23 protein-coding genes are annotated in these 21,807 nt (G+C 64.7%); 13 read left to right on the top strand and 10 right to left on the bottom strand.

Annotated elements, in window-relative coordinates; all coding sequences use genetic code 11:
- The first annotated feature begins 27 nt into the window (after positions 1-27).
- The 6 genes from NG900_RS04330 (at position 28) to NG900_RS04305 (ending at position 6,795) form a co-directional block, all read left to right on the top strand.
- Entirely contained in the window at positions 28-792 is a 765-nt protein-coding gene (locus NG900_RS04330) for an SDR family oxidoreductase (protein WP_252677114.1), read from the top strand.
- Positions 793-834: 42 nt separating this feature from the next.
- Positions 835-1,956, top strand: coding sequence for a Re/Si-specific NAD(P)(+) transhydrogenase subunit alpha (locus tag NG900_RS04325; RefSeq protein WP_252677112.1), 1,122 nt, complete (start codon positions 835-837; stop codon positions 1,954-1,956).
- 18 nt (positions 1,957-1,974) lie between these two features.
- Positions 1,975-2,298: an NAD(P) transhydrogenase subunit alpha part 2 gene (locus tag NG900_RS04320; protein WP_252677110.1), complete on the top strand. Its 324-nt coding sequence runs from the start codon at positions 1,975-1,977 to the stop codon at positions 2,296-2,298.
- A complete protein-coding gene (locus NG900_RS04315) occupies positions 2,295-3,755 on the top strand; it encodes an NAD(P)(+) transhydrogenase (Re/Si-specific) subunit beta (protein ID WP_252677108.1) in 1,461 nt (486 codons plus the stop codon). Before NG900_RS04320 ends, NG900_RS04315 begins: the two co-directional genes overlap by 4 nt.
- Positions 3,756-3,871: 116 nt before the next feature.
- Positions 3,872-4,798, top strand: coding sequence for an MBL fold metallo-hydrolase (locus NG900_RS04310; protein ID WP_252677106.1), 927 nt, complete (start codon positions 3,872-3,874; stop codon positions 4,796-4,798).
- A 398-nt stretch (positions 4,799-5,196) separates the two neighbouring features.
- Positions 5,197-6,795 (top strand): GMC family oxidoreductase, encoded by a 1,599-nt coding sequence (locus NG900_RS04305; RefSeq protein ID WP_252677104.1) that lies wholly within the window; start codon positions 5,197-5,199, stop codon positions 6,793-6,795.
- Between the two features lie 102 nt (positions 6,796-6,897).
- Here NG900_RS04305 and NG900_RS04300 read toward each other — a convergent pair whose 3' ends face one another.
- Positions 6,898-7,533, bottom strand: a complete 636-nt coding sequence (locus NG900_RS04300; RefSeq protein ID WP_252677102.1) for an AraC family transcriptional regulator — start codon at positions 7,531-7,533, stop codon at positions 6,898-6,900.
- Positions 7,534-7,607: 74 nt separating this feature from the next.
- The gene (locus tag NG900_RS04295; protein WP_252677100.1) at positions 7,608-8,105 is read right to left on the bottom strand and encodes a nuclear transport factor 2 family protein; all 498 of its coding nucleotides are present in this window, start codon (positions 8,103-8,105) and stop codon (positions 7,608-7,610) included.
- Between the two features lie 242 nt (positions 8,106-8,347).
- Between NG900_RS04295 and NG900_RS04290 the strand changes: the two genes are divergently transcribed.
- The 6 genes from NG900_RS04290 (at position 8,348) to NG900_RS04265 (ending at position 12,753) form a co-directional block, all read left to right on the top strand.
- Positions 8,348-8,833 (top strand): nuclear transport factor 2 family protein, encoded by a 486-nt coding sequence (locus NG900_RS04290; protein WP_252677098.1) that lies wholly within the window; start codon positions 8,348-8,350, stop codon positions 8,831-8,833.
- A gap of 89 nt (positions 8,834-8,922) precedes the next feature.
- Positions 8,923-9,648, top strand: a complete 726-nt coding sequence (locus NG900_RS04285; protein WP_252677096.1) for an EthD domain-containing protein — start codon at positions 8,923-8,925, stop codon at positions 9,646-9,648.
- Positions 9,649-9,687: 39 nt separating this feature from the next.
- Entirely contained in the window at positions 9,688-10,608 is a 921-nt protein-coding gene (locus NG900_RS04280) for an NAD-dependent epimerase/dehydratase family protein (RefSeq protein WP_252677094.1), read from the top strand.
- 38 nt (positions 10,609-10,646) lie between these two features.
- Positions 10,647-11,063: a nuclear transport factor 2 family protein gene (locus tag NG900_RS04275; RefSeq protein ID WP_252677092.1), complete on the top strand. Its 417-nt coding sequence runs from the start codon at positions 10,647-10,649 to the stop codon at positions 11,061-11,063.
- A gap of 3 nt (positions 11,064-11,066) precedes the next feature.
- Positions 11,067-11,924, top strand: coding sequence for an SDR family NAD(P)-dependent oxidoreductase (locus tag NG900_RS04270; protein WP_252677090.1), 858 nt, complete (start codon positions 11,067-11,069; stop codon positions 11,922-11,924).
- A 70-nt stretch (positions 11,925-11,994) separates the two neighbouring features.
- A complete protein-coding gene (locus NG900_RS04265) occupies positions 11,995-12,753 on the top strand; it encodes a glucose 1-dehydrogenase (protein WP_252677088.1) in 759 nt (252 codons plus the stop codon).
- Between the two features lie 107 nt (positions 12,754-12,860).
- Here NG900_RS04265 and NG900_RS04260 read toward each other — a convergent pair whose 3' ends face one another.
- Positions 12,861-13,616, bottom strand: coding sequence for a glucose 1-dehydrogenase (locus tag NG900_RS04260; RefSeq protein WP_252677086.1), 756 nt, complete (start codon positions 13,614-13,616; stop codon positions 12,861-12,863).
- A gap of 43 nt (positions 13,617-13,659) precedes the next feature.
- Positions 13,660-14,112 (bottom strand): nuclear transport factor 2 family protein, encoded by a 453-nt coding sequence (locus NG900_RS04255; RefSeq protein ID WP_252677084.1) that lies wholly within the window; start codon positions 14,110-14,112, stop codon positions 13,660-13,662.
- Positions 14,113-14,333: 221 nt separating this feature from the next.
- On the opposite strand from NG900_RS04255, the gene NG900_RS04250 reads away from it, so the two are divergent.
- The gene (locus tag NG900_RS04250; protein WP_252677082.1) at positions 14,334-14,801 is read left to right on the top strand and encodes a nuclear transport factor 2 family protein; all 468 of its coding nucleotides are present in this window, start codon (positions 14,334-14,336) and stop codon (positions 14,799-14,801) included.
- Here NG900_RS04250 and NG900_RS04245 read toward each other — a convergent pair.
- The 6 genes from NG900_RS04245 to NG900_RS04220 form a co-directional block, all read right to left on the bottom strand.
- Positions 14,781-16,034, bottom strand: coding sequence for a cytochrome-c peroxidase (locus NG900_RS04245; RefSeq protein ID WP_420804124.1), 1,254 nt, complete (start codon positions 16,032-16,034; stop codon positions 14,781-14,783). The genes NG900_RS04250 and NG900_RS04245 overlap by 21 nt on opposite strands.
- Positions 16,034-17,335 (bottom strand): alkaline phosphatase family protein, encoded by a 1,302-nt coding sequence (locus tag NG900_RS04240; RefSeq protein ID WP_252677078.1) that lies wholly within the window; start codon positions 17,333-17,335, stop codon positions 16,034-16,036. Before NG900_RS04240 ends, NG900_RS04245 begins: the two co-directional genes overlap by 1 nt.
- A 254-nt stretch (positions 17,336-17,589) precedes the next feature.
- The gene (locus tag NG900_RS04235) at positions 17,590-18,552 is read right to left on the bottom strand and encodes an acetyltransferase (protein WP_252677074.1); all 963 of its coding nucleotides are present in this window, start codon (positions 18,550-18,552) and stop codon (positions 17,590-17,592) included.
- A 22-nt stretch (positions 18,553-18,574) separates the two neighbouring features.
- Positions 18,575-19,366: an SDR family oxidoreductase gene (locus tag NG900_RS04230; RefSeq protein WP_252677072.1), complete on the bottom strand. Its 792-nt coding sequence runs from the start codon at positions 19,364-19,366 to the stop codon at positions 18,575-18,577.
- A gap of 44 nt (positions 19,367-19,410) precedes the next feature.
- Positions 19,411-20,598, bottom strand: coding sequence for a sulfotransferase family protein (locus NG900_RS04225; RefSeq protein WP_252677070.1), 1,188 nt, complete (start codon positions 20,596-20,598; stop codon positions 19,411-19,413).
- Positions 20,595-21,728, bottom strand: a complete 1,134-nt coding sequence (locus NG900_RS04220) for a DUF1214 domain-containing protein (RefSeq protein ID WP_252677069.1) — start codon at positions 21,726-21,728, stop codon at positions 20,595-20,597. The genes NG900_RS04225 and NG900_RS04220 overlap by 4 nt, the downstream gene beginning before the upstream one ends.
- Positions 21,729-21,807 lie beyond the last annotated feature (79 nt).

Raw genomic sequence — 21,807 nt, 5'->3', positions numbered from 1 at the left:
CAGAACACACCATTGGAGGAGCAAACCATGAGTACCAACCTGTTCGACCTGACCGGCAAGATCGCCCTGGTGACCGGCGCCAGCCGCGGCATTGGCGAAGAAATCGCCAAGCTGCTCGCCGAGCAAGGCGCGCACGTGATCGTGTCCAGCCGCAAGCTGGCCGACTGCGAGGCCGTTGCCGAAAGCATCCGCGCGGCAGGCGGCAAGGCTGAAGCCCTTGCCTGTCACGTCGGCCGCATGGAAGACATCGAGGCCGCCTTCGCCTACATCCGCAACACGCATGGCCGGCTCGACATCTTGGTCAATAACGCGGCGGCCAACCCGTACTTCGGCCACATTCTCGACACCGACCTCGGTGCCTACGAGAAGACCGTGGAAGTGAACGTGCGCGGCTACTTCTTCATGTCGGTCGAAGCCGGCAAGATGATGAAGGCGCAAGGCGGCGGCACGATCGTCAACACGGCGTCGGTCAACGCACTGCACCCGGGCGACAAGCAGGGCATCTACTCCATCACCAAGGCCGCCGTGGCGCACATGACGCGCGCGTTCGCCATGGAATGCGGGCCGTTCGGCATCCGCGTCAACGCCCTGCTGCCGGGCCTGACCAAGACCAAGTTTGCCGGCGCGCTGTTTGAAGACAAGGCCACCTACGACCGCTGGATCAGCGAGATCCCGCTGCGCCGCCACGCCGAGCCGCGCGAGATGGCCGGCACGGTGCTCTACCTCGTGTCTGACGCCGCGAGCTACACCAACGGCGAATGCATCGTCGTCGATGGCGGCATGACCGTCTAAGGGACAGCGCCACGCGCGCACTGCCAAATACGAGGTAAGACCATGCAGATAGGCATCCCGAAGGAAACTCGGGCTGGGGAAACGCGCGTCTCCGCAACCCCGGAGACCGTGAAGAAATACGTGGCACAAGGCCACCAGGTGATTGTGGAGGCCGGCGCGGGCGAGCGCGCCAGCCAGCCCGACGCCGCGTACGAGGCTGTTGGCGCGCGCATCGCCACTGCGGCTGAAGCACTGGGGGCAGACCTCGTGCTGAAGGTGCGCGCCCCCGAGCCCGCCGAACTCGCACACATGAAGCGCGGCAGCGTGCTGGTGGGCATGCTCAACCCGTTCGACGCCGAGAACAACGCCCGCATGGCCGCGGCCGGCGTGATCGGCTTCGCGCTGGAAGCGGCGCCGCGCACCACGCGCGCGCAGAGCATGGATGTGCTCTCTTCCCAGGCCAACATCGCCGGCTACAAGGCCGTGATGGTGGCGGCCAACCATTACCAGCGCTTCATGCCGATGCTGATGACGGCCGCCGGCACGGTGAAGGCCGCGCGCGTGCTGATCCTCGGTGCGGGCGTTGCGGGCCTGCAGGCCATTGCCACGGCCAAGCGCCTGGGCGCGGTCATTGAAGCGTCCGATGTGCGTCCGGCAGTGAAGGAGCAGATCGAATCGCTCGGCGCCAAGTTTCTCGACGTGCCCTTCCTCACGGATGAGGAGCGCGAGATTGCCCAGGGTGTGGGCGGCTACGCACGCCCCATGCCGGAAGACTGGATGCGCCGCCAGGCGGAACTCGTGCACGCACGTGCAACGCAAGCCGACATCGTCATCACCACGGCGCTGATTCCGGGCCGTCGCGCGCCGACGCTGCTGCGCGAGGAAACTGTGCAGCAGATGAAGCCGGGCTCGGTAGTGGTCGACCTGGCCGCCGCGCAAGGCGGCAACTGTCCGCTGACCGTGCCCGACGAGGTGGTGCAACGGCACGGCGTCACGCTGGTCGGGCACACCAACCTGGCCAGCATGGTCGGCGCGGATGCTTCGGCGCTGTACGCCCGCAACGTGTTCGATTTCCTCAAGCTCATCATCGGCAAGGATGCCGCGCTCACGATCGACACCAGCGACGACATCGTCGCCGCGTGCCTCGTCTGCCGCGACGGCGAAGTGCTGCGAGCCGCCGCATAGGCACATCAGGAGACACAGATGGAAGTCATCAACCATACGGTGATCAACCTGATCATCTTCGTGCTGGCGATCTACGTCGGCTATCACGTCGTCTGGACGGTCACACCGGCACTGCATACGCCGCTGATGGCCGTGACCAATGCCATTTCGGCCATCGTCATCGTCGGTGCCATGCTGGCTGCGGGCCTGACTGAAACCAGCCTGGGCCGCGTCATGGGCGTGGGCGCGGTGGCACTGGCGGCGGTGAACGTGTTCGGCGGGTTCCTGGTCACCCAGCGCATGCTGGAAATGTTCAAGAAGAAAGAGCCGAAAGCGGCCAAGCACGGGGAGGCCAAGCCATGAGCATGAACGTTGTCACCCTGTTGTATCTGCTCGCGTCGATCTGCTTCATCCAGGCGCTCAAGGGCTTGTCGCATCCGGCCACGGCACGGCGCGGGAATGCGTTCGGCATGGTCGGCATGGCCATCGCGGCGCTCACCACCGTGGCGTTGATCGCGCGGCTCAAGGAAGCCTTCCTCGCCGCCGGTGCGGCGCAGGATTCGGTGGCCACGGGCCTGGGGCTGATCCTCGCCGCACTGGTGGTGGGCGGCGGTCTTGGCGCTTACGTCGCCCGCAAGGTCGAGATGACGAAGATGCCGGAACTGGTGGCGGCCATGCACTCGCTGATCGGTCTGGCGGCGGTGTTCATTGCGGTGGCTGCGGTGGCGGAGCCCTCGGCATTTGGCATTGCTCCTGCCGGTTCGCACGAGATTCCGCAAGGCAACCGCATCGAGCTGTTCATCGGCTGCTTTGTCGGCGCCATCACGTTCTCGGGCTCGGTCATCGCGTTCGGCAAGCTGTCGGGCAAGTACAAGTTCCGCCTGTTCCAAGGCGCGCCGGTGCAGTTTGCCGGCCAGCACTGGCTCAACCTGCTGATGGCCGTGGCCATGATCGGCTTTGGCGTGGCGTTCTTCCTCACGCAAGCGTGGCTGCCGTTCGTGCTGATGCTGGCAATTGCCTTCGTGCTGGGCGTGCTGATCATCATCCCGATCGGCGGAGCAGATATGCCTGTCGTGGTGTCAATGCTGAACTCGTACTCGGGTTGGGCAGCGGCGGGCATCGGCTTCTCGTTGAACAACCCGATGCTGATCATCGCGGGCTCGCTGGTGGGCTCGTCGGGCGCGATCCTGTCGTACATCATGTGCCGCGCGATGAACCGCTCGTTCTTCAACGTGATCCTGGGTGGCTTTGGTGGCGAGACGGCGTCCGCTGCCGCGGCCGGCGCGCAGCAGCAGCGCCCGGTCAAGTCAGGCTCTGCCGACGACGCGGCGTTCGTGATGGGCAACGCGGAAACCGTGATCATCGTGCCGGGCTACGGCCTGGCGGTGGCGCGCGCACAGCACGCCCTGAAGGAGCTGACCGAGCTGCTCACCGAAAAGGGGGTCACGGTGAAGTACGCGATCCACCCGGTCGCCGGGCGCATGCCGGGTCACATGAACGTGCTGCTGGCCGAAGCGGAAGTGCCATACGATCAGGTCTTCGAGATGGAAGACATCAACAGCGAGTTCGGCCAGGCCGACGTGGTGCTGGTGCTGGGTGCAAATGACGTGGTCAACCCCGCCGCCAAGACCGATCCGAAATCGCCGATTGCCGGCATGCCGATCCTCGAGGCCTACAAGGCCAAGACCATCATCGTGAACAAGCGCTCGATGAACGCCGGCTATGCCGGGCTGGACAACGAGCTGTTCTACATGGACAAGACGATGATGGTATTTGGCGACGCCAAAAAGGTCGTTGAAGAGATGGCCAAGGCCGTCTGAGGCCGAAGCAGGAAAAACCGTGAAGCTCCGGCGCACTACCGGCGCTTTACGGCCGGTGCGCCGTGTTAGCCATTGGATACATCCGTAGCCCGCACAACCGCCAAGGAAGGAGCCCCATGAACGCAGTCATGCCCCCCGGCGCCCGCCCGCAGATCCAGCGTGCCGACTTCGGCCGCGTCTCGGTCTTCTTTGGCGAGAAAAGCGGGAAGTACCCCGACGGCAACCAGGTCGTCATCCGGGGCTCTGACACGCGCGCGGCGTTCGACACGCCCATCGTCTCCAACTACATCGGCGCAGAATTCGATGCGACCGAACTGGTGGTGATGGGGCACGTGCACGAAGACCACATGGCCGGCCTGCATCGCTTGCCGCATGCCAGCGTGCACGTCAATGAAGCTGACCTGGCCGCCGTGCGCAGCTGGGACGCCATGATCGCCCACTACGGCATTGACGCAGCCCAGGCGCCGGCAATGCTGGCGAACATCGAGCGTGATTTTTTTTACGCTCCGCGCCCCGACGCGCAGGGGTACGCCGATGGCGCATCGTGGGATCTGGGCCAGTCGCACGTGCGCGCGTTCCACATGCCGGGCCACACCGCGGGCCACACCGTCCTGGTGGTCGAGCCGGAGGGCGTGGCCTTCATCGGCGATATCGACCTGACGGGCTTTGGCCCTTACTACGGCGACGCCTGCTCAAGCCTGCACGACTTCCGCCGCAGCCTGGTGCGGCTGCCGGAGATTCCGGCCAAGGTGTGGGTCACGTCGCACCACCGTGGCATCTACACCGACCGCGAGCACTTCCTGCGCGACCTCGCCGCGTACACGGCCAAGCTTGATGAACGCGAACAGCGGCTGCTGGCCATGTTGCGCGAATCCCCCAAAACGCTCGCGCAACTGGTCGAGCAGCGCCTGCTGTATCCGCCGGGGCATGAGGCCCTGTGGGTGGTGAGCGCCGAGACTCGCACGATCTCACAGCATCTGGCCGAGCTCCTGGCCGATGGCCGCGTGCAGGTGGACGAACACGGGGTCTACCGGCTCCCCTAGGGGCGGCTTCACATCGGTGCAACGCGCCCGCGACGTCCACCGTCCGCGGCGTTCGCACGCGTTTCTTCGCAAGCCCGTCCTGCCCGGTTCGTCCGTCAACCGCGCTACCTCGGTCATCACCTTCCTGGCCCCACCCGCTCTGCGCCTAGGTTGACATCACCATGCCCCGTCTATAGCATCCCGTTAACGCAACTTATGATGCGTTAACGAAGTCCTTCGCAGCACGTGGCTGGACGCCTCGCGTCTCAACGGCACCTATCCCGGCACGGGTAGCTCGGGGTATCGACACTCGCGCCCGTCTCATCGATTGATGACGACGTGTCTACAGGCCTTTGTAGCCGAGTACGCCAGTCGATCCAGCACACGGCTGATGTCTATAGGTGCTACAGAAAACTCTCATGACCATCCAAGCTGACTATGACTACATCGTCGTAGGCGCAGGGTCGGCGGGCTGCGTGCTTGCCAACCGCCTTTCTGCCGATCGATATCGCAAGGTGCTGCTTCTTGAGGCAGGCGGACAAGACAAGAGCCCGCTCATTCACATCCCCGGGGGCTTCCTTCCGATGCTGCAGGGGGGCATGTTCAGCTGGAAGTATGAAACGGCGCCGCAGCAGCATTTGAACAACCGCGTGCTGCATGATCTGCGCGGCAAGGTCCTTGGCGGGAGCAGCTCGATCAACGGCATGTGCTATAGCCGCGGCGCACCGGAAATATTCGACGAGTGGGCGCGCCTCGGTAACAAGGGGTGGTCCCATGCGGAGGTCTTGCCCTATTTCAAGCGTGCCGAAGGCAATGAGCATGGCGAAAACGCGTTCCATGGCGGCAGCGGCCCCCTGAGGGTGACGCAAGCGTGCATCGACAATCCGGCCGCGGCGGCATGGTTGGAAGCAGCACAGCAGGCCGGCTTCCCCTACAGCGACGATCACAATGGCGCCAAGCCCGAGGGCTTCGGACCGTCGGATCGGACCATTTTCAAGGGACGCAGAATCAGCTCCGCGGTCGCGTACTTGCGGCCCGCCCGTCGCAGAAAGAACTTGAAGATCGAGACCCATGCGCACGTTACCCGTCTGCTGTTTCAGGGCATGCGCGCCATCGGCGTCGAGTATGTGCAGCACGGCATTGTCAAACGCGCTTACGCCAGTGCCGAGGTGATCTCAAGTGGCGGCGTTTTCCAATCGGCGCAATTGCTGATGCTGTCGGGCATCGGCGATGCCAATCATTTGAAGTCGGTGGGAATCGCCCCGCTGCTCGACCTCAAGGGTGTGGGGCAGAACTTGCATGACCATGTCGGCACGCAGCTCCAGATCGCCTGCCCACAGGCAGTCACGTATTACAAGTACGTTTCGAGCCCGCTGGCCATGGCACAAGCGGGGCTCAGCTATTTGTTCAAGCGGGGCGGCCCGATTGCCGGAAACAGTACAGATGCAATCGCCTATCTTCGGTCCGGCGCGGCCGGCCATTCCGAGTTGGATCTCAAGTTCTACCTGATACCCATCATGCCGACTCTGACGGGTGTCGTTCCGGAGCACGGCGTATCCAACCTGATCATCCTGACCCGGCCGGAAAGCCGCGGAGAATTGAAACTGCGCTCGGCGGACCCTGCCACGCCGCCGCTCATCAACGCAAACTATCTGGCGCACGAGCGGGATCGCGAAGCACTGAGGCGAGGGTTGAAAATGGCACGCGACATCTTCAGCCAGCGCGCCTACGACGATTTCCGTGGACGGGAAGTGATGCCGGGCCTGGACTGCATGGACGACGCCTCGCTGGACGCCTACTTCCGCGACACCATCAACCCCAATTACGAGGCCGTCGGCACCTGCAAAATGGGCAACGACGAACTCGCAGTGGTGAATGACCGACTGCAAGTGCACGGCACCGAGGGGCTGAGGGTCGTCGATGGATCGGTCATGCCGCGAATCTCGACCGGTGACCCCAGCGCATCCATCATCATGATTGCGGAAAAAGCGGCCGAGATGATCTCGATGGCGGCCTGATGATTTCGCCGATGTTCTGCCACGGATTTCTTGGCGTGCCGCAGCCGTAGCGCGGCACCCGACATCCGCGGGGCGCGTGTCACCGTGCGGCCCGCACGGGGCTCAATCGCAAGCGACGGGCTGTTGCTGGCGCCGAGCCGGCGGAGGAAAGACGGCAAGCGTTTCGATACGGCTGCGCGACACACTGGTGGACAGATGTCTGGCCGCCGTCAGCGACACGCCGAGCCGATCGTGAAACGCGGTCTCGAGATCGCCGTGCATCGGCCATCCGATACGCGGCTTGAGCCCCGCAGCGGAACTGCCGCCATGCGTGAGCTCGAACAGCGCCCGCATGAGCCGCTGTGTGCGGCAGATATCGGTCAGGGCATACCCCTGGGAAAACAGCTTGGCGCGAACCTTCAGCGCGGGCACGTCGAGCAGCTCGGACACATGGCTGGCGTCCCACGTGTGCTGCGGCTGCAAGAAAACACGCTGCGAGATGCCTTGATAGAGCGACGCCTCCTGGAGGTCCACCAGCCCATCGCTCTGTACTTCAAACGTACACACCGATGCCTGTGCGTAATCGCCATCGAGCAGCACCTCAACGGCTTCAAACGGCTGGAGGATCAATTGCTGGCCCGGCACAAGCAGGCGCTCGAAGCCGCGCCGCCGGATCACGGTGCGGCCGCTGGTCTGCGTGACCAACCACGGGAAGGCGGGCAGCAGCCGATGCAGCCGGATGGGAAAGTGACTCTGCAAGTGAACGTGCATGGCAGATAAGGAAGCGCAACAGCGTGCCGCACCGGGCGTCAACGCGCAGTGCGGCCTCCGTGTCACGGTGCGATCATGCTGCGTCCGGCGAACATCACCAGCGGCGTACCTTCGGTGAAGCGAAGCATCTGGGTCGACGTGATCACGCAGCGCGTCTTGCTGATCTTCCACCCGCCTTCCGTGCGCAGGTACTCGTCTTCGTAGTAGGCGCCGAGCTGCGTCAGCGTATTGTCCTTCGTGTTGATCTGATGGAAATACAAGCCCCAGGTGCCGCACGCGGTGTCGTCGTTCACCACGGAGATCTCCGGATTCACGCCGTGGTGCATGTCGACGATATGGTCGTGACCGCCAAGCTTCTGAAACACCTCGATGAGCTGGTCCCGATGGTCAAACACGCCGATCGCGCCGTAGTCGATCGTGACCTTGCCGGGGACGAAGCAGTCGCGCATACCCTCGACATCCTTCGCATCGCAGCACGAGAGATAGCGCGCCTTGAGCTGGCGGATCGACTCGAGATCCTCCAGTTTGCGCAGACGCGCTTCCAAACCGTTTCCTTGCATTGCCTTCGCCTCCAATGGTCCGCCGAGCCGCCGCGCCCCTCACTTGGGCAATTGCATCGACAGCGTGCACAGGCTAGCCAAGCGGGCCGCCCCATCCATCGTCTGAACAGACTAAAAGGCCTCTCGCACGGGTTCGGGCGCATCCATTGCCGATAGTCCGTGTGGACGATGAATACGCATCGGGCTGCCCGCAAGATGCCTGCAGAGCCTATGACGCTAGGCCACCCATGCCAGGAGACCCGATGGACAACGCACTACAAGACCTGCTTGAAATCGAAGCCATCCGACAGTTGAAGTACCGGTACTTTCGCGCAGTCGACTGCCACGATTGGCCACTGCTCTCGAGCTGCCTTGCCGAGGACTGCACCACCTGGCTCGACAGCGGGAAATATCGCTTCAACGGCCGTGATGAATTTGTCGCCGAGCTGCGCAAGCTGCTTGACGATCCGCCGCTGCTCACCCTGCACCAGGGCCACCACCCCGAGATCGAACTGGTGGGCGCGAGCCGCGACAGGGCCACGGGCCTCTGGTACCTGGAAGACTATGTGATCTCGCAAGAGCAGAACTGGCTCCTGCGTGGCACCGCCTATTACCGCGACGAATACGTCAAGCGCGACGGCAAGTGGCAGATCCTCTCCACCGGATACGACCGCGTATTCGAGGCCGTCACATCGCCGATCCCCGCGGATTTCCGCGTGACGGCCAACCGCTTCACCTCGGCCCGCTGACAACCGACAGCGCGCGCCGCACCAGCGAGTCGGCACCACCTCCGACGTGCCGACCCACCCTCCCCCTCACCTTCCGATTCGCACACACCATGGAAAAAGTCCTCTACGTGATCTGGCGCGGCAAGACCGGCAACCACGCCGATGCCGAAGCGCTGGATCGTCGCCTGCGCGGCGAGATTGCCGACAAACTGCTGGCGCTTGGCGCGCGCGGCGTTCAGGTCAACCTGGCCGATGCCGCTGTGCAGCCCGCTGAAGGCCTGCGCCAGGTCAACACGCGCCCGCAGATGGACGGCCTGATCAGCGTCTGGATGGACAGTGCCAACAAGATGTTCCGTCAGCCGTTTGATGACCTGATCGAATCCGCCGTGGAGCGCATGGCGGCCTACCTGGTGACCGAGTCGCAGCCCATCCGTAACACCCGCTTTCCGGCGGAACCGGGCCAGCGCACGGCCGGGTTCTCCCAGTTGGCGTTTCTGCGCCGCCCACCCCGCCTCACGCCGGAAGCGTGGCTCGATGTCTGGCACAACCATCACACCCGCGTCGCCATCGACACGCAAGACAACTTCCTCTACGTGCAGAACGTGGTGGTCCGCCCGTTGACGCTGGGCGCTCCCCTCATCGACGCAGTCGTCGAGGAGTGCTTCCCCGCCGCGGCCATGACCGACCCGCAGGCCTTCTTCGATGCCGTGGGCGACGAGGCAAAGTTCCAGCAGAACCTGGCCAGCATGATGGACAGCTGCAACCGCTTCATCGACTTCGACAAGATCGACGTCGTGCCCACCAGCCAGTACGTCGTCAAGGCACCGCGCGCCTGAGAGCACGCTGCCCATATCAATCGATCAACAGGAGACAAGATGAAGATTCTCGTCGTCGGTGGCACCGGCCTCATTGGCGGGCACGCTGCCCTTTTGCTGCGCGCGCAGGGTCACACGGTCACCATTGCCGGGCGCAAGGCGCCCGCGCCCGGCAGCGCACTCGCCGATCTCGATTTCATGCAGGGCGACTACATCGCCGAGACGTTCACCAAAGACGATCTCGCGCGATTCGACGCCCTGGTCTTTGCCGCAGGCAATGACATCCGCCACGTGCCGCCGGGTGCCGATGCCGCTGCGCAGGCCGCCCACTGGGAGCGGGCAAACAGTGAAGCCGTGCCCAAGTTCTTTGCCCTCGCACGTGACGCAGGCGTGCGCCGCGCCGTGCTGGTCGGCAGCTTCTACAGCCAAGTCGCGCCGGAGTTGATCGAGACCAGCCCGTACGTGCGCTCGCGCCACCTGGCCGACGAGCGTGTGCGTACACTCGCAACGCCCGACTTCCATGTGTGCAGCGTCAACGCCCCCTTCGTGGTGGGCAGCGTGCCCGGCCTGGCCGTGCCGATGTTCGAGGCCTACACCCGCTACGCGCAGGGCATGCTGGGCCCGATCCCGGTGTTCGGTCCGGCCGGTGGCAGCAACTTCATCTCTACGCAATCGCTGTCCGAAGCCATCTCGGGTGCGCTGCTGGGCGGCGAGTCCGGCAAGGCCTATCTGGTCGGCGATGAGAACCTGAGCTTTGCCGAGTATTTCCGCGCCTTCTTCCGCGCCGCCGGCAATGACCGCGACGTGCCGTCGCTCGACCAGGAGCACCCGCTGCTGCCAGACCTGGCCATCTACACCGGGCGCGGCAACACGGTTGCCTATGAACCGGACGCGGCCGAAACTGCCCGACTCGGCTATCGGCGCGGTGATATCCAGCGCACCGTGAACGAGATCGTCAGCCAATACCCGGCAGCGGCATGACCGCCCCCGTGTTGACACGCCAAGACCGGAGAAACGTCATGTCCGCATCAACCCCGCATCAGGAAATTCGCGCCCTTGCCTGCCGGTACGCCCAATCGGTGGACCGCCGCGACTGGGTGCAGCTCGCCGGCCTCTTTACCGAAGATGCCGTCGTGGAAGGCCCGGGTTTCACCATGCCCGGCCGCGAAGCGATCGTGGCCGGCATGCGGCAGATCGAGCAGTACCGCGCGACGCAGCATCACGTGCATAACCAGCTGGTGGAAGTGGAAGGCGCGGCGGCCAATGCGGAAACGTATTGCGTTGCCAACCACATCTACGCGCGTGATGGTGTCGAACACAAGCTGGACTGGGGCATTCGCTACCAGGACAACCTCGTGTTCCAGGACGGCAAGTGGCTCTTTTCGCGCAGGACACTCCTGCTCGACTGGGCCCAGGATCTGCCGCTGAAGGGGTGAGCCATGCACGCGAAGCGTTCACTCGAAGGCAAGACAGCGCTCATCACGGGCGGCGCCGGCGGCATCGGGGCCGCCAGTGCAGCAGCACTGCTGCGTGACGGCGCGACCGTCCTGCTGATGGGCCGCAGGCGCGACGCGCTGGAGCAGACTTGCAAGCAACTGCGCGCCCAGGTGCCCGATGCCGACGTCCACCTCTTTGCGGGCGACGCAGGCCGCTCCGGCGATGTGCAGGCCGCGTTGAAGCTGGCATGGTCGCTGCACAATCGGCTGGACATTGTTGTGCCGACGGTGGGCGGCGGAGGCTTCCGCCCGTTCCTGATGCATGACGAAGACAGCTTCCGCGCCGAGCTCGAACTGAACATCGTCAGCACGTTCACCGCCATCCGCCACGCCGCTCCGCTCATGGCAAGAAGCGGCGGCGGCTCGATCGTCTGCATCTCGTCCAGCGCGGCCCGGCTGAACTTCAAGTGGCTGTCGGCCTATTGCACGTCCAAGGCCGGTCTCGAAGGGTTGGTGCGTGCGGCCGCCGAGGAACTGTCGTCCGCCGGCATTCGCGTCAACGCGGTGCGCCCGGGGCTCACCCAGACCGACGCCACCGCACCCATGTTCGACGATCCGGCCATGCGAGACGCGTTTCTGGAGCAGATGCCACTCGGCCGTCTCGGCAAACCAGAAGACATCGCCGAAGCTGTGCGCTACCTCGCCGGCCCCGAATCGGCATGGGTCACCGGCCAGAGCTTTGCCGTGGATGGCGGCAATGAGCTGCGCAAGAACCCGGAGCTCGACGGCGCCGTTCGTCACCTCTACGGGGAGGCTGCCTGGCAAGCCGTTCGCGCTGGCCGGGTGCCAGCCACCGTCTGACATCGTGCCGCGCCGCCAGCGCTTGCCGTCGGCACCGGCGCGGCCCTCAACCCGATAAGGAAATGCAAGTATGGATCGCGTGAAAGACAAGGTCGCCATCATCACCGGTGCTGCCAGCGGCGTCGGCAAGGCAGACGCCCTGCTGCTCGCCGCCGAAGGCGCGCGCGTGGTGCTGACGGACATCAATGAAGAGGCCGGCCAGGCCGTGGCCCGCGAGATTGGCGACGCAGCCTGCTTTGTCCGGCACGACATTGCCAGCCCCGACGATTGGCAACGCGTCGTCTCCACTGCGGTGGAAATGTTTGGCGGCCTCGACGTGCTGGTCAACAATGCCGCCATCTGCCCGCTCGGCTCCATCGAGGACACCACCCTCGAGACCTGGCGCAAGGTCATGCAGACCAACGGTGACGGTTACTTCCTCGGCTGCAAGTTCGCCGTGGCGACCATGAAGCACCGGCCGAGCGGCGGCACCATCATCAACATGTCTTCCGTGGCGGCGCTCGGCGGGCTACCGATGATGGCTGCGTACACCGGCTCCAAGGGTGCCGTCACCGCGCTCACGCGCAGTGTTGCCGCGCACTGCAAGAAGGCCGGCTACCGGATCCGCTGCAACTCGATCCACCCGGATGGCATCTGGACGCCGATGACGCAGGCACTCGTGCCTGACCTCGACCCTGCAGCGCTGGGCATCGAGCACAACCCCATGGCCCGCATGTGCGATGCCAAGGACGTCGCCAACCTGGTGCTCTTCCTGGCCTCGGATGAATCGCGCTTCATCAACGGCGCGGAACTGCGCATCGACAACGCGCAACTGATCAGCTCGCTCTGACGCAAGCCAGTGCTTTCAGCAGGGCTGAAAGCACTGTGCCCGCGATGGTTGGAGATGTACCAACGCGGGCACAGGCCGTGCTTTGGTGAGCGCGCCGCGCCCACGCTTCAGCCGAACGTGGAGCCTGCGAGCATCCCGCCGTCAACGATGAACTCCGAGCCCGTGCAGTAGCTCGATTCATCCGACGCGAGAAACAGCACCAGATTCGCCACTTCTTCCGGGCGGCCGATGCGAGAGATCGGCAGGCGGCGATAGACGCCGGAAGCATCGATGTCGGCAAACTCCGGCGGGCGCGCCATCACGGTATCGATCCCACCCGGGTGGACCGAGTTGACGCGGATTCCGTAGCGCCCGAGTTCGAGCGCGGCTGCCTTCGTCATGCCGCGCACCGCGAACTTGCTGGACACGTATGCTGTGCCGGTCGCGACCCCCTCCATGCCGGCCGTTGACGATACGTTCACGATCGCCCCGCCGCCCGCTTCCTTCATCGCAGGCAGGACGGATTTCATGCCCAGCCAGCAGCCGACCTGATTCACGTCGATGACCTTGCGATAGTCATCCAGCGAGCACGACTCGAGCGGCGCGAGCATCAGGATGCCTGCATTGTTGACGAGCACATCCAGCTTGCCGAAGCGCGCCTGCGCGGCACGCACGGCTGCGCTCCATGCGTCAGGCTGCGTGACGTCCAGATGCTGGAACATCGCGGCATCGCCAAGCTCGGCTGCCACGCGCTCACCGTCGGCATCGAGCACATCGGCGATGACAACCCGCGCCCCCTCCTCGACAAACCTGTGCGCCTCCGCTGCGCCTTGCCCGCGTGCGCCACCGGTAATCAATGCGACCTTGCCTTCGAGGCGTTTCATCGTCTGTCTGCTCCGGGTTGAAAGGGAAAAGGTGTCGCACGCGTCATGCGTGCGCTGCGGCCTGTGCGTTCAGATGGCCGCTCAGGTTGCCGACCGCATCAAACATCGAATAGTCGCGGAACGAAAAGCGCCAGACGCCCTCAACGCATTCGAATGCGTCGTGATAGCGCCCGGCGGCGATGGGTTGGAGTGCCAGCGCGTCGGTGGCCTGCAGCACCGTGTAGTACGAGCGCGCGGTCGCGCGATGCGCTGCGATGTCAATCTCGATGATCGGATTCGTGACAACGTGCTTCGTGCGCGGTGTGCCACACGGGTACAGCTTCACGCGTGTGCGGAAGACGCGCAGTAGTTCGGCCGCGTCGATCGTCGTGTCGCCGTCGGCGACCTTCATGCGCGCATGGCGGAACAGCGCAGCCACGCCTTCGAGGTCGCCGCTGTCGAGCAACTCCGCATAGCGATACAACAGGTTGGCAATCTCAACAGCATCGTTCGACATCCTTAGGTCTCCGTGCTCGTGGGCCGGGCCACTATAGCCTCACCGTTGGCGAGCACGCGCCCCGGGGAACACCTTAGTCCGACCCGACGTATTCCCAAGCGCCGAGCGGGTTTACGCTCCATGCAGCCGCCGGCACAACGTGAGATCAACGCACTGGCACAGCGCTCCATTTCCCTCTCACAGCAGCGGCACACACAGCTGCCTTCCATTGTTCGATCCGCATGACCCAAGCCGCCAAATACGACCTGCAAACGCTGTCAGATCATCACAACATCCGCGAACTCATCGTCGACTACGCGACGGCGATCGACTCCAGAGATTTCGATGCGCTCGACGCGATCTTCACGCCCGATGCCTACATCGACTACCGAGCCATGGGCGGCGTCGATGGCCGCTATCCGGAAGTCAAGGCGTGGTTGCGCTCGGTATTGCCAGCGTTTCCGAACACGCAGCACATGGTCGGCAACGTGTCGGTGCGACTCGATGGCGACGCTGCCCGCGCACGCACGATCTGCTTCAACCCGATGGAAGTCGTGCTGGAGGATGGCCGTACCCAGGTGATGTTTCTTGGCCTGTGGTATGTCGACCGGTTCAAACGCGGGGCGCACGGCTGGCGCATGGTTGAGCGCGTCGAGGAACGCTGCTACGGCCACAACGTGCCAGCAGCGCTATCGCGCGCGACCGGGTGACGCCAGCACCGTTACGCCTGCAGGTAGATCGCCGTCGTTCAGCGTCTTGAGAAACGCGACCACATCGCGGATCTCGGCTTGCGACCACACAGGCCGGTCACCCTTGCGATGCGTGAACGGCGCGTTGATGTGGTCGACGTTGTCCTGCAACGCCTCGGGCAGATCGTCAAACGCCTGCTTGCTGCCCGGATGCGGATACCACTTCTGCGGCGCGGTATCGCGCTCCACATAAAAGCGCAGCGCGTCTTCCAGCGTGTGGAAACGCCCGTTGTGGAAGAACGCGCCGCGCGTAGCGACGTTGCGCAGCGTGGGTGTCTTGAACAGGCCGCAGTAGGCCCGCTCGGCTTTCTGGTCGGAGCGTACCGGGCCGCATAGACCCATGTCGTAGTAGGCCGGATCAGCGTTGGCCGGAATCTCGGGGTTGCGCGGCACACCGATAGCCGCGAAGCTGAAATCGGTCAGCAGCGGATGTGCGCCATTGGCGCCCGGCTCCACGGTATGGCATGCGGCGCAATTGCCGCCGTCCCGGTCCTTGAACAGCTTCAGGCCGCGCTGCTCCTGCGCGGTCAGCTGCACCTTGCCGTCCAGGTAGTGATCGAACTTGCTGCTATAGGGCTGGAAGCTTGGATCGTCGAGCTGGAAGCGTTGCAACGCTTGCCCCAGCGCAGCGAAGGCCGCATCAGGGCGGGCAAAGATATCCTGCCCGAACACCGCCTGGAAGCGCGCGGCGTATGGGCTCCTGGCAAGCCGCTCCACCACGGCACCCACACTGGTGTTGGCCATTTCATTGGCGGTCAGCAGCGGCGCGGCGGCCTGCTCCGCTAGCGTGTTGAAGCGGCCATCCCAGGTGAAGCCGCCCACCGGCACATTGTCGGTCTCGGTCAGGCGTTCGCGCGCGTTCGATGTGAAGGTCTTGAACCAGATGGGGGTGCGCCGCAGATAGCGCAGCGACGGCACCGCACGCGTGCCGTGGTCCGTCAATTCCGGCCCGCCCAGCTGCACAGCCAACCCATTTGGCGGACCGTAGGCGTGCTCAGGGCTATGGCACGTCGCGCATGACATGCGGCCCGAAGCCGAGAGCGACGCATCGAAAAATGCCAGTCGCCCAATCTCGGCCTGCGCTTCGTTGGAGAGCCGTGCAGCCGGGCGTTCCGGTTGGCGCTCACAGGCTCCCAGGCAAAGAAGAACCGCCGCAACGGCGACGGCCCTTCGTGCCTGTTGCCAAGCGCTGATCACCACTGCAGATTGGTAAAGATGTCGCTGCCGAACGTCGTCAGGTTCTTGTCGTCGGCGTAGCCCAGGTACCCGTTGGTCTGGAAGATGTCTTCCAGGCTCCGCAGCATCGAGTAATGGTTGTACGGCGTATTGCTGACCGTGCCGGGCTTGATGAAGCGCGACAGCATAACCGCGCCGGTGCGGTCCCCACCCACGCCCACGTAGTGCAGCTTGTACTGCAGCGTCGGCGAGACCTGCAGGATCACGTCGTCCGGGCGCACCACGTTCGGGCCGACCTGCTGGCCGCAGCACGCATCGCCGGGCAAGTTCACCGTGATCGTCGTCACACCGTTCACGGTGGTCTTGCCTGCCGGCACAATGTCGGCCGATTCGTCGAAGTTGATGATGATCAGGCCGTCCTTCTGATACGCCGGCGATGCCTGGATGATCGGCACCCACTTCTTCAGGAACGCGTTGATCGAGGTCAGGCCGCCCTTGTCGCCGTTGACGCACGGCTTGGCGCCGGTGCCGTCACCATCGTGGCCGTCATCGCACAGGTTGGGCGTGATGAACACGAAGTTCGGCGTGGTGTCGATCGACTGCAGGTCTTTCTGCAGGTTCGCGTCCAGGTTGACGACGTGGTTGTCGCAGTAGGCCTGGTCGTCGATGATCGCGTGGAAGTACATGAACGGGTTGTGGCGGGTCGCGTACTGGTCACCCTTCGGCACGTCGGCCGTGGGGGCCTGTGCCGACTGCGTGTTGTCGATCGCGCCGATCTTTGGATGCCCGCAGGTGGCGGACTCACGGGTCGGGTCGTTGCCCATGTCGCCCATGTAGCCCTTCCAGGTCAGCTTCAGATCGTCCAGCTGATTCACGAACGTCTTCACGGTGTTCGGATACACGCAGCCCATGCCGCCCTTGGCCTTGAGCACCTTGGGGTTGCCGGCGTCCCAGCCGTCTGCCACCACATCATTGAAGCCGAGGTTGCAGTCACTCTCGGTTTCCTTGGTCGAGGGCTGGCCGCTCATCATCGCGATGTAGTTGTCCAGGCTCACGTGACCGGTGCCGAAGTACTGGGTCAGCAATGCGCCCTGCTTGGCCATGGCTTGCAGGTCAGGATCCTGCGTGCTGGTGCCGAAGGTGTCGTTGTAGTTCTTGTTCTCCATCGTCAGCACGAACACGTGCCGGATCGACTGCTGGGTCGGCGGATCGTTGTCCATGTTGCAACCGCCCAGTGTGCCGCTGAGCACGGCGCAGCAGGCTAGCGTGCCGCCAACGCGACGCAGCGCGTGCAGCAAACGTTGACCAGTGACTTGCATTGACTCCCCCTCTCTTGATTTGGACATCGGTCAGGCTCAATGGCTGTTGGGCCCGGGCGTTGGCTTGTTGCCTCCGGAGATGCCTGAAGAAAAGTGAACGCGGGACACGCAGTGCCCCGCGCTCGAATGGCTGGAGATCACGTTGCCAAGCCAACGCCCACGTTAGGGGGGCGACCGTCCATCGGCATCGTCCAAGCAGACTACGATCGCGTGGGGGAGCGAGGGGGGGTGGGGGGAGTATTCGCGCGAGCGGGCTACGGCCTGCCGAAGCAGTGAGAGAAGCTGCCGATAAAGCGTTCCATGTCGGCATCCGGCAAGTGGTTGATGCCACCCGCAAGGCGACGCCCGCCGCCAGTGGCAAAGCCGCGGCAGAAGTCGGCAGCACCGGTGAGGCTCGTTGCCGGCACCCGCACGCTGACGGCATAGCCGCCGCTGCTCTTCGGCGATAGCAAACCGATGGCATCCGCCGGGCGCGTGCGTGCCAGTTCATTGCCCAGCACGCCGATCGCGCGGCGTGCCCACGGCGCATCCGGAAGGACCAGCACGGTGGCACCGGCGCACTCGTGCACCGGCCCGATGGATCGCGCGCGGGCCATGTCGTCCTCATAGCCGGCACACAGCACCCGATAGGCCGCGCTCTGCGCCGCAAAGGCCAGCGGGTCTTCAAAAGGCAGCATGTACTGCGCCAGCGCGGCCGGGTCGAAATGCAGATCGTCCAGGCACTCGCCATACGCGTTGTAATTGAGGCAGGTGCCGAGCTGCTCCAGCGTGGCGGTGTCCTGCGCGCCCAGGCCCGCCTGCTCTGCCATGGCACGCGCCACGCCGCCCAGGTTGTCGCCAAAAGCCGCGGCGATGGCCCAGCGATGATGGCGCCCGTCCAGGTGACGGTCCACCAGGATGCTGGTGCAGACGCTGGCATCTTCGTCGATGTGGGCGCGCAACCCCGCATGCGCAGGCAGCTCGCCGGCGTGATGGTGGTCGAAGTACTCCACCTCCACGCCGGCCTGCAGCAGACGCAGCAAGCCCGCGCGATTCTGGTCGAGCGAAATGTCGAGCGCGGTCACCACGTCGCCGGCTTGCGCATCGATGCGCTCCAGCAGACGGATATCGCGCTTGATGCCGGTGATGAGCGTGGCCTCACACGGTTGCGCCAGGCGAAGCTGCTGCAGCGCGCACAGGCCGTCGGCATCGCCATTGAAGGCAAAGTAGCGGGTCATTGCGAGGCTCCGGGCATTGGCGTCAAGGCATGAAGTCGCCGCCGTTGGCGTCGAGCGAGGCCCCGCTGATGGCACGTGCGTAGTCCGACACCAGGAACAGCGCGGCGCGGGCGCAGTCATCGTCGGTCGGCATGCGGCCCAGGGCGATCTGCGAGTGGATCGGCGCGACGATCTGTTCCTCGCTCACGCCCTGTTCTGCCGCAGCCCATTGCACATAGCCCTGCACCGGCGCACCCCACATCCAGCCCATGAAGACGCTGTTGGCGCGGATGCCGTACTTGCCCAGCTCGCGCGCGAGGTACTTGACCGCCACCGTCAGTGCCCCCTTGGAGGCGGCATAGCCCGATTCGCCCGGCATCGGCTTGCGCGTGGCCATGGTGTTGATCATCACGATGGCGCCGTGGCCCTGCGGCTTCATCAGCGCCGCCACTTCCTGCGTCAGGGTCATGGTGCCGAACACGTTGGTCTCGAACACGTCGCGCCAGACATCCAGGTCCGCCTCTTCCACTGCTTCGGGAAAGTTGCCATGCTGATAGGCGCTGTTGACCAGCGCGTCGATGCGGCCGTACCTGCGCATGACTTCTGCCGCCAGTTCGCGGCACTGCGCACGGTTGGTGATGTCGGCCGGCACTTTCAGCACTTCGCAATCGACGCCCAATGCGTCGATGCGGGCTTGTGCGTCGTCCAGCTTGGCTTGCGTGCGGGCGGCAATGGCAACGGCGCGGGCGCCTTCTCGGGCAGCCTCCACGGCCAGCTTCACGCCCAGGCCGGGGCCGATGCCCGACACGATGACGACCTTGTCTTTCAACAGCATGGTGTTGTCTCCTTGGGTGCGCGGTGCGCTTTGTCTTCGTCTATTTAGGCTGGGTTCACGTGCCGCGCGCGGTAGGCGGCAAAGTCGCGTTCGATCTGCGCCTGGCTGAGCCCGAACTGCTCGGGGGCGTAGGCATGCGCCGCACGCTGGTTACGCGGGTTGCCATCCATCCACGCCTGCATGCCGGCGCGGGCGGTATCGGTCAGCGGCATGCCGGCAAAGCGGTACACAGACTCCACCACGCCAAACGGATCGCGCACCGTGTCTTCAAACCGCACATCGAGGAAGCGATCGGCAGGCATGCGGTCGCGCACGGCCATCGCATGCGCCGTTGCGCGCTGCAACTGGCCGCTCCACTGCCGGCCGACTGCCTCTGCCTCCGGCGCGTCGGCATACAGCTTCCACAGCGTGTGGGCCATGCTGGCCATCGACGGAATGGTCTGCGTCGGGTCGCGATGGGTCAGCACCACCTGCGCGCCGGGAAAGGCCTGGAAGAGCACCTCGACCGCATGCAGGTGCTGCGGGGTCTTCAGCACCCAGCGTTGCGCCGGCGGCTCGCCGCGCAGGCGCTTCTGCCACTGCAGGAACTGCAGCATGGTCTTCAGATACGCATAGACGGGCGTCTGGTCCTGCCGCTCGCGCCACGCCGTGTACGTCGGCACGTTCACGTACGAATCCATGGCACACATGAACGAGTGCTCCATCAGCATGAATTCCTCGTCGGCCTGCATGGCGTCGAGCGGGTGGATGGCCAGAATGTCGGGGATGAATTGGATCATCTGCGCAACTTCTTCCTTCGCGCGCGCAATGCGCTGGCCGGCATCGCGCACGCCCTCGCCCGGCAACGGTGCCGGATAGCGCGTTTCCCACCATGCCGCCGAATGGAACCGCGCGTCGGTGGCCAGCATGCGCTGGAGCAGCGTGGTGCCGGTGCGCGGCAGCCCGACGATCACGAGCGGGTCTTCAATCCGCTCCTGCAGGATCTCCGGATGGCACCGGCAGTATTCCTGGATGACGAGCCGGTTCACCAGTTGCGCCAGCAGCTTGCCGTGCAGCAGGCGCACGCCCTGCGCAGACAGATTGGCCTCGCGCGCCAGCGCGTCGAACAGCACATGCAGCGCTTCGCGATAGTTGCCGGGGCCGAAATCCGTCAAGCCGCCCGTCTGCTCGCTGGCCTGCGCCAGGAGGCTGTCCACGTCGAGCATGGCGGTGTGCTCCAGTACGACCGTCATGCAACCTCCTTCAGCGTCTTCTGCGCCTTCAATGCGTCGAGCTTGACCACACGCGTGCGCGGATGCGCCGACTGCGCCAGTTGCCCCGCCCCCACCCAGCGCCAGCACATCGTGCCGTTGCGGTGCCCGGCAGTCTCCAGCCAGTTTGGCAAGCCAGGATCGCGCGCGCTGAGGATGACGGTGATACCGCCGTTGGCATCCAGCTGCCCGCGGTGCTTGTTCAGGCAGATGTCGTGGTAGCGGTAGTCGAGCGACTCCATCCAGTAGTTGTTGATCTGGAAGTTCCAGAATTCGCACTCGGGCACGCGGTCCACTTCAACCACGAGCGCCTCGTCGTCTTCCAGCGCCCACTGCGAGTGGTAGTAGAAGATGTTCGGGTCGCCGCCTGCGGCCTGGCACACCGCCTGGTCTGCCGGCGGCAGGCCGTTGACGTGGGTACCGTAGCCCTGTGCCCAGTCGGCAAAGATGCGTGCGGTGTTCTCCACAAACCCGGCTGCACGCAGCAGGCCGCCGTGCAGGCGTTCCGCGCTCAAGGGCGCGGGCGTGTCGACGGCGCCAATGCGCTCGATCTGCAGCTCGGCCGGCATTTCGGCTTTGCGGTCGAGGAAGGTCTGCCGCACCACCAGCGCATTGGTGGCCGGCTCCATGCGCACCCAGTTGCCGTCATGCGGTTGCGCACTGAGGATGAGTTCGAAGCTGCCGTCCGGCGCTACCGTCAGCTTGTTGCTGTCGATAAAGCCGGTCTGGATCATGCGGCCGTCGGTTTCGTAGCCGCCCTTCTGCGTGCCGAAGCTGAGGTACGCCACCGTGCCGCGTCGGCCGCGAATGCGGTAGGTGGCGTTGCCGTCCAGGCGGGCATAGCGATAGAGGTTGTCGGGGTTGTCCGCGCCGATCTTGGCGGTTTCGTGCGACGGCGAGAAGAAGCCGGGGAACGCCGCGTCGGCAAACTCCACGTGCATCTCCAGCGCAATGCGCAGCAGCCGGCTCAGATAGCGGTAGCCCTCGGTGCGCGTGAGCGCATCGGCGGGCGCCTCCGTGCGCAGGATCTGCTGCCCGCTGCGCTTGAGTACATCGCAGAACTCGGCCCAGGTCTGGCCGCTCAACAACTGCTCTTCGGCAGAAATCGCCATGTGCTTGCTCCCGTTGTCGGTGTGCGCAACAGGCAGGCCCTGTCAGCGCGTCGAAGCAACGGTACCAAGCGCATCCCTG

It is taken from the genome of Ralstonia soli (assembly GCF_023955655.1).
In the GTDB taxonomy this organism is placed as follows: Bacteria; Pseudomonadota; Gammaproteobacteria; order Burkholderiales; family Burkholderiaceae; genus Ralstonia; species Ralstonia soli.
Note: the sequence above shows the minus strand (reverse complement) of the source record. Positions and strands in the feature narration are given on the sequence as shown.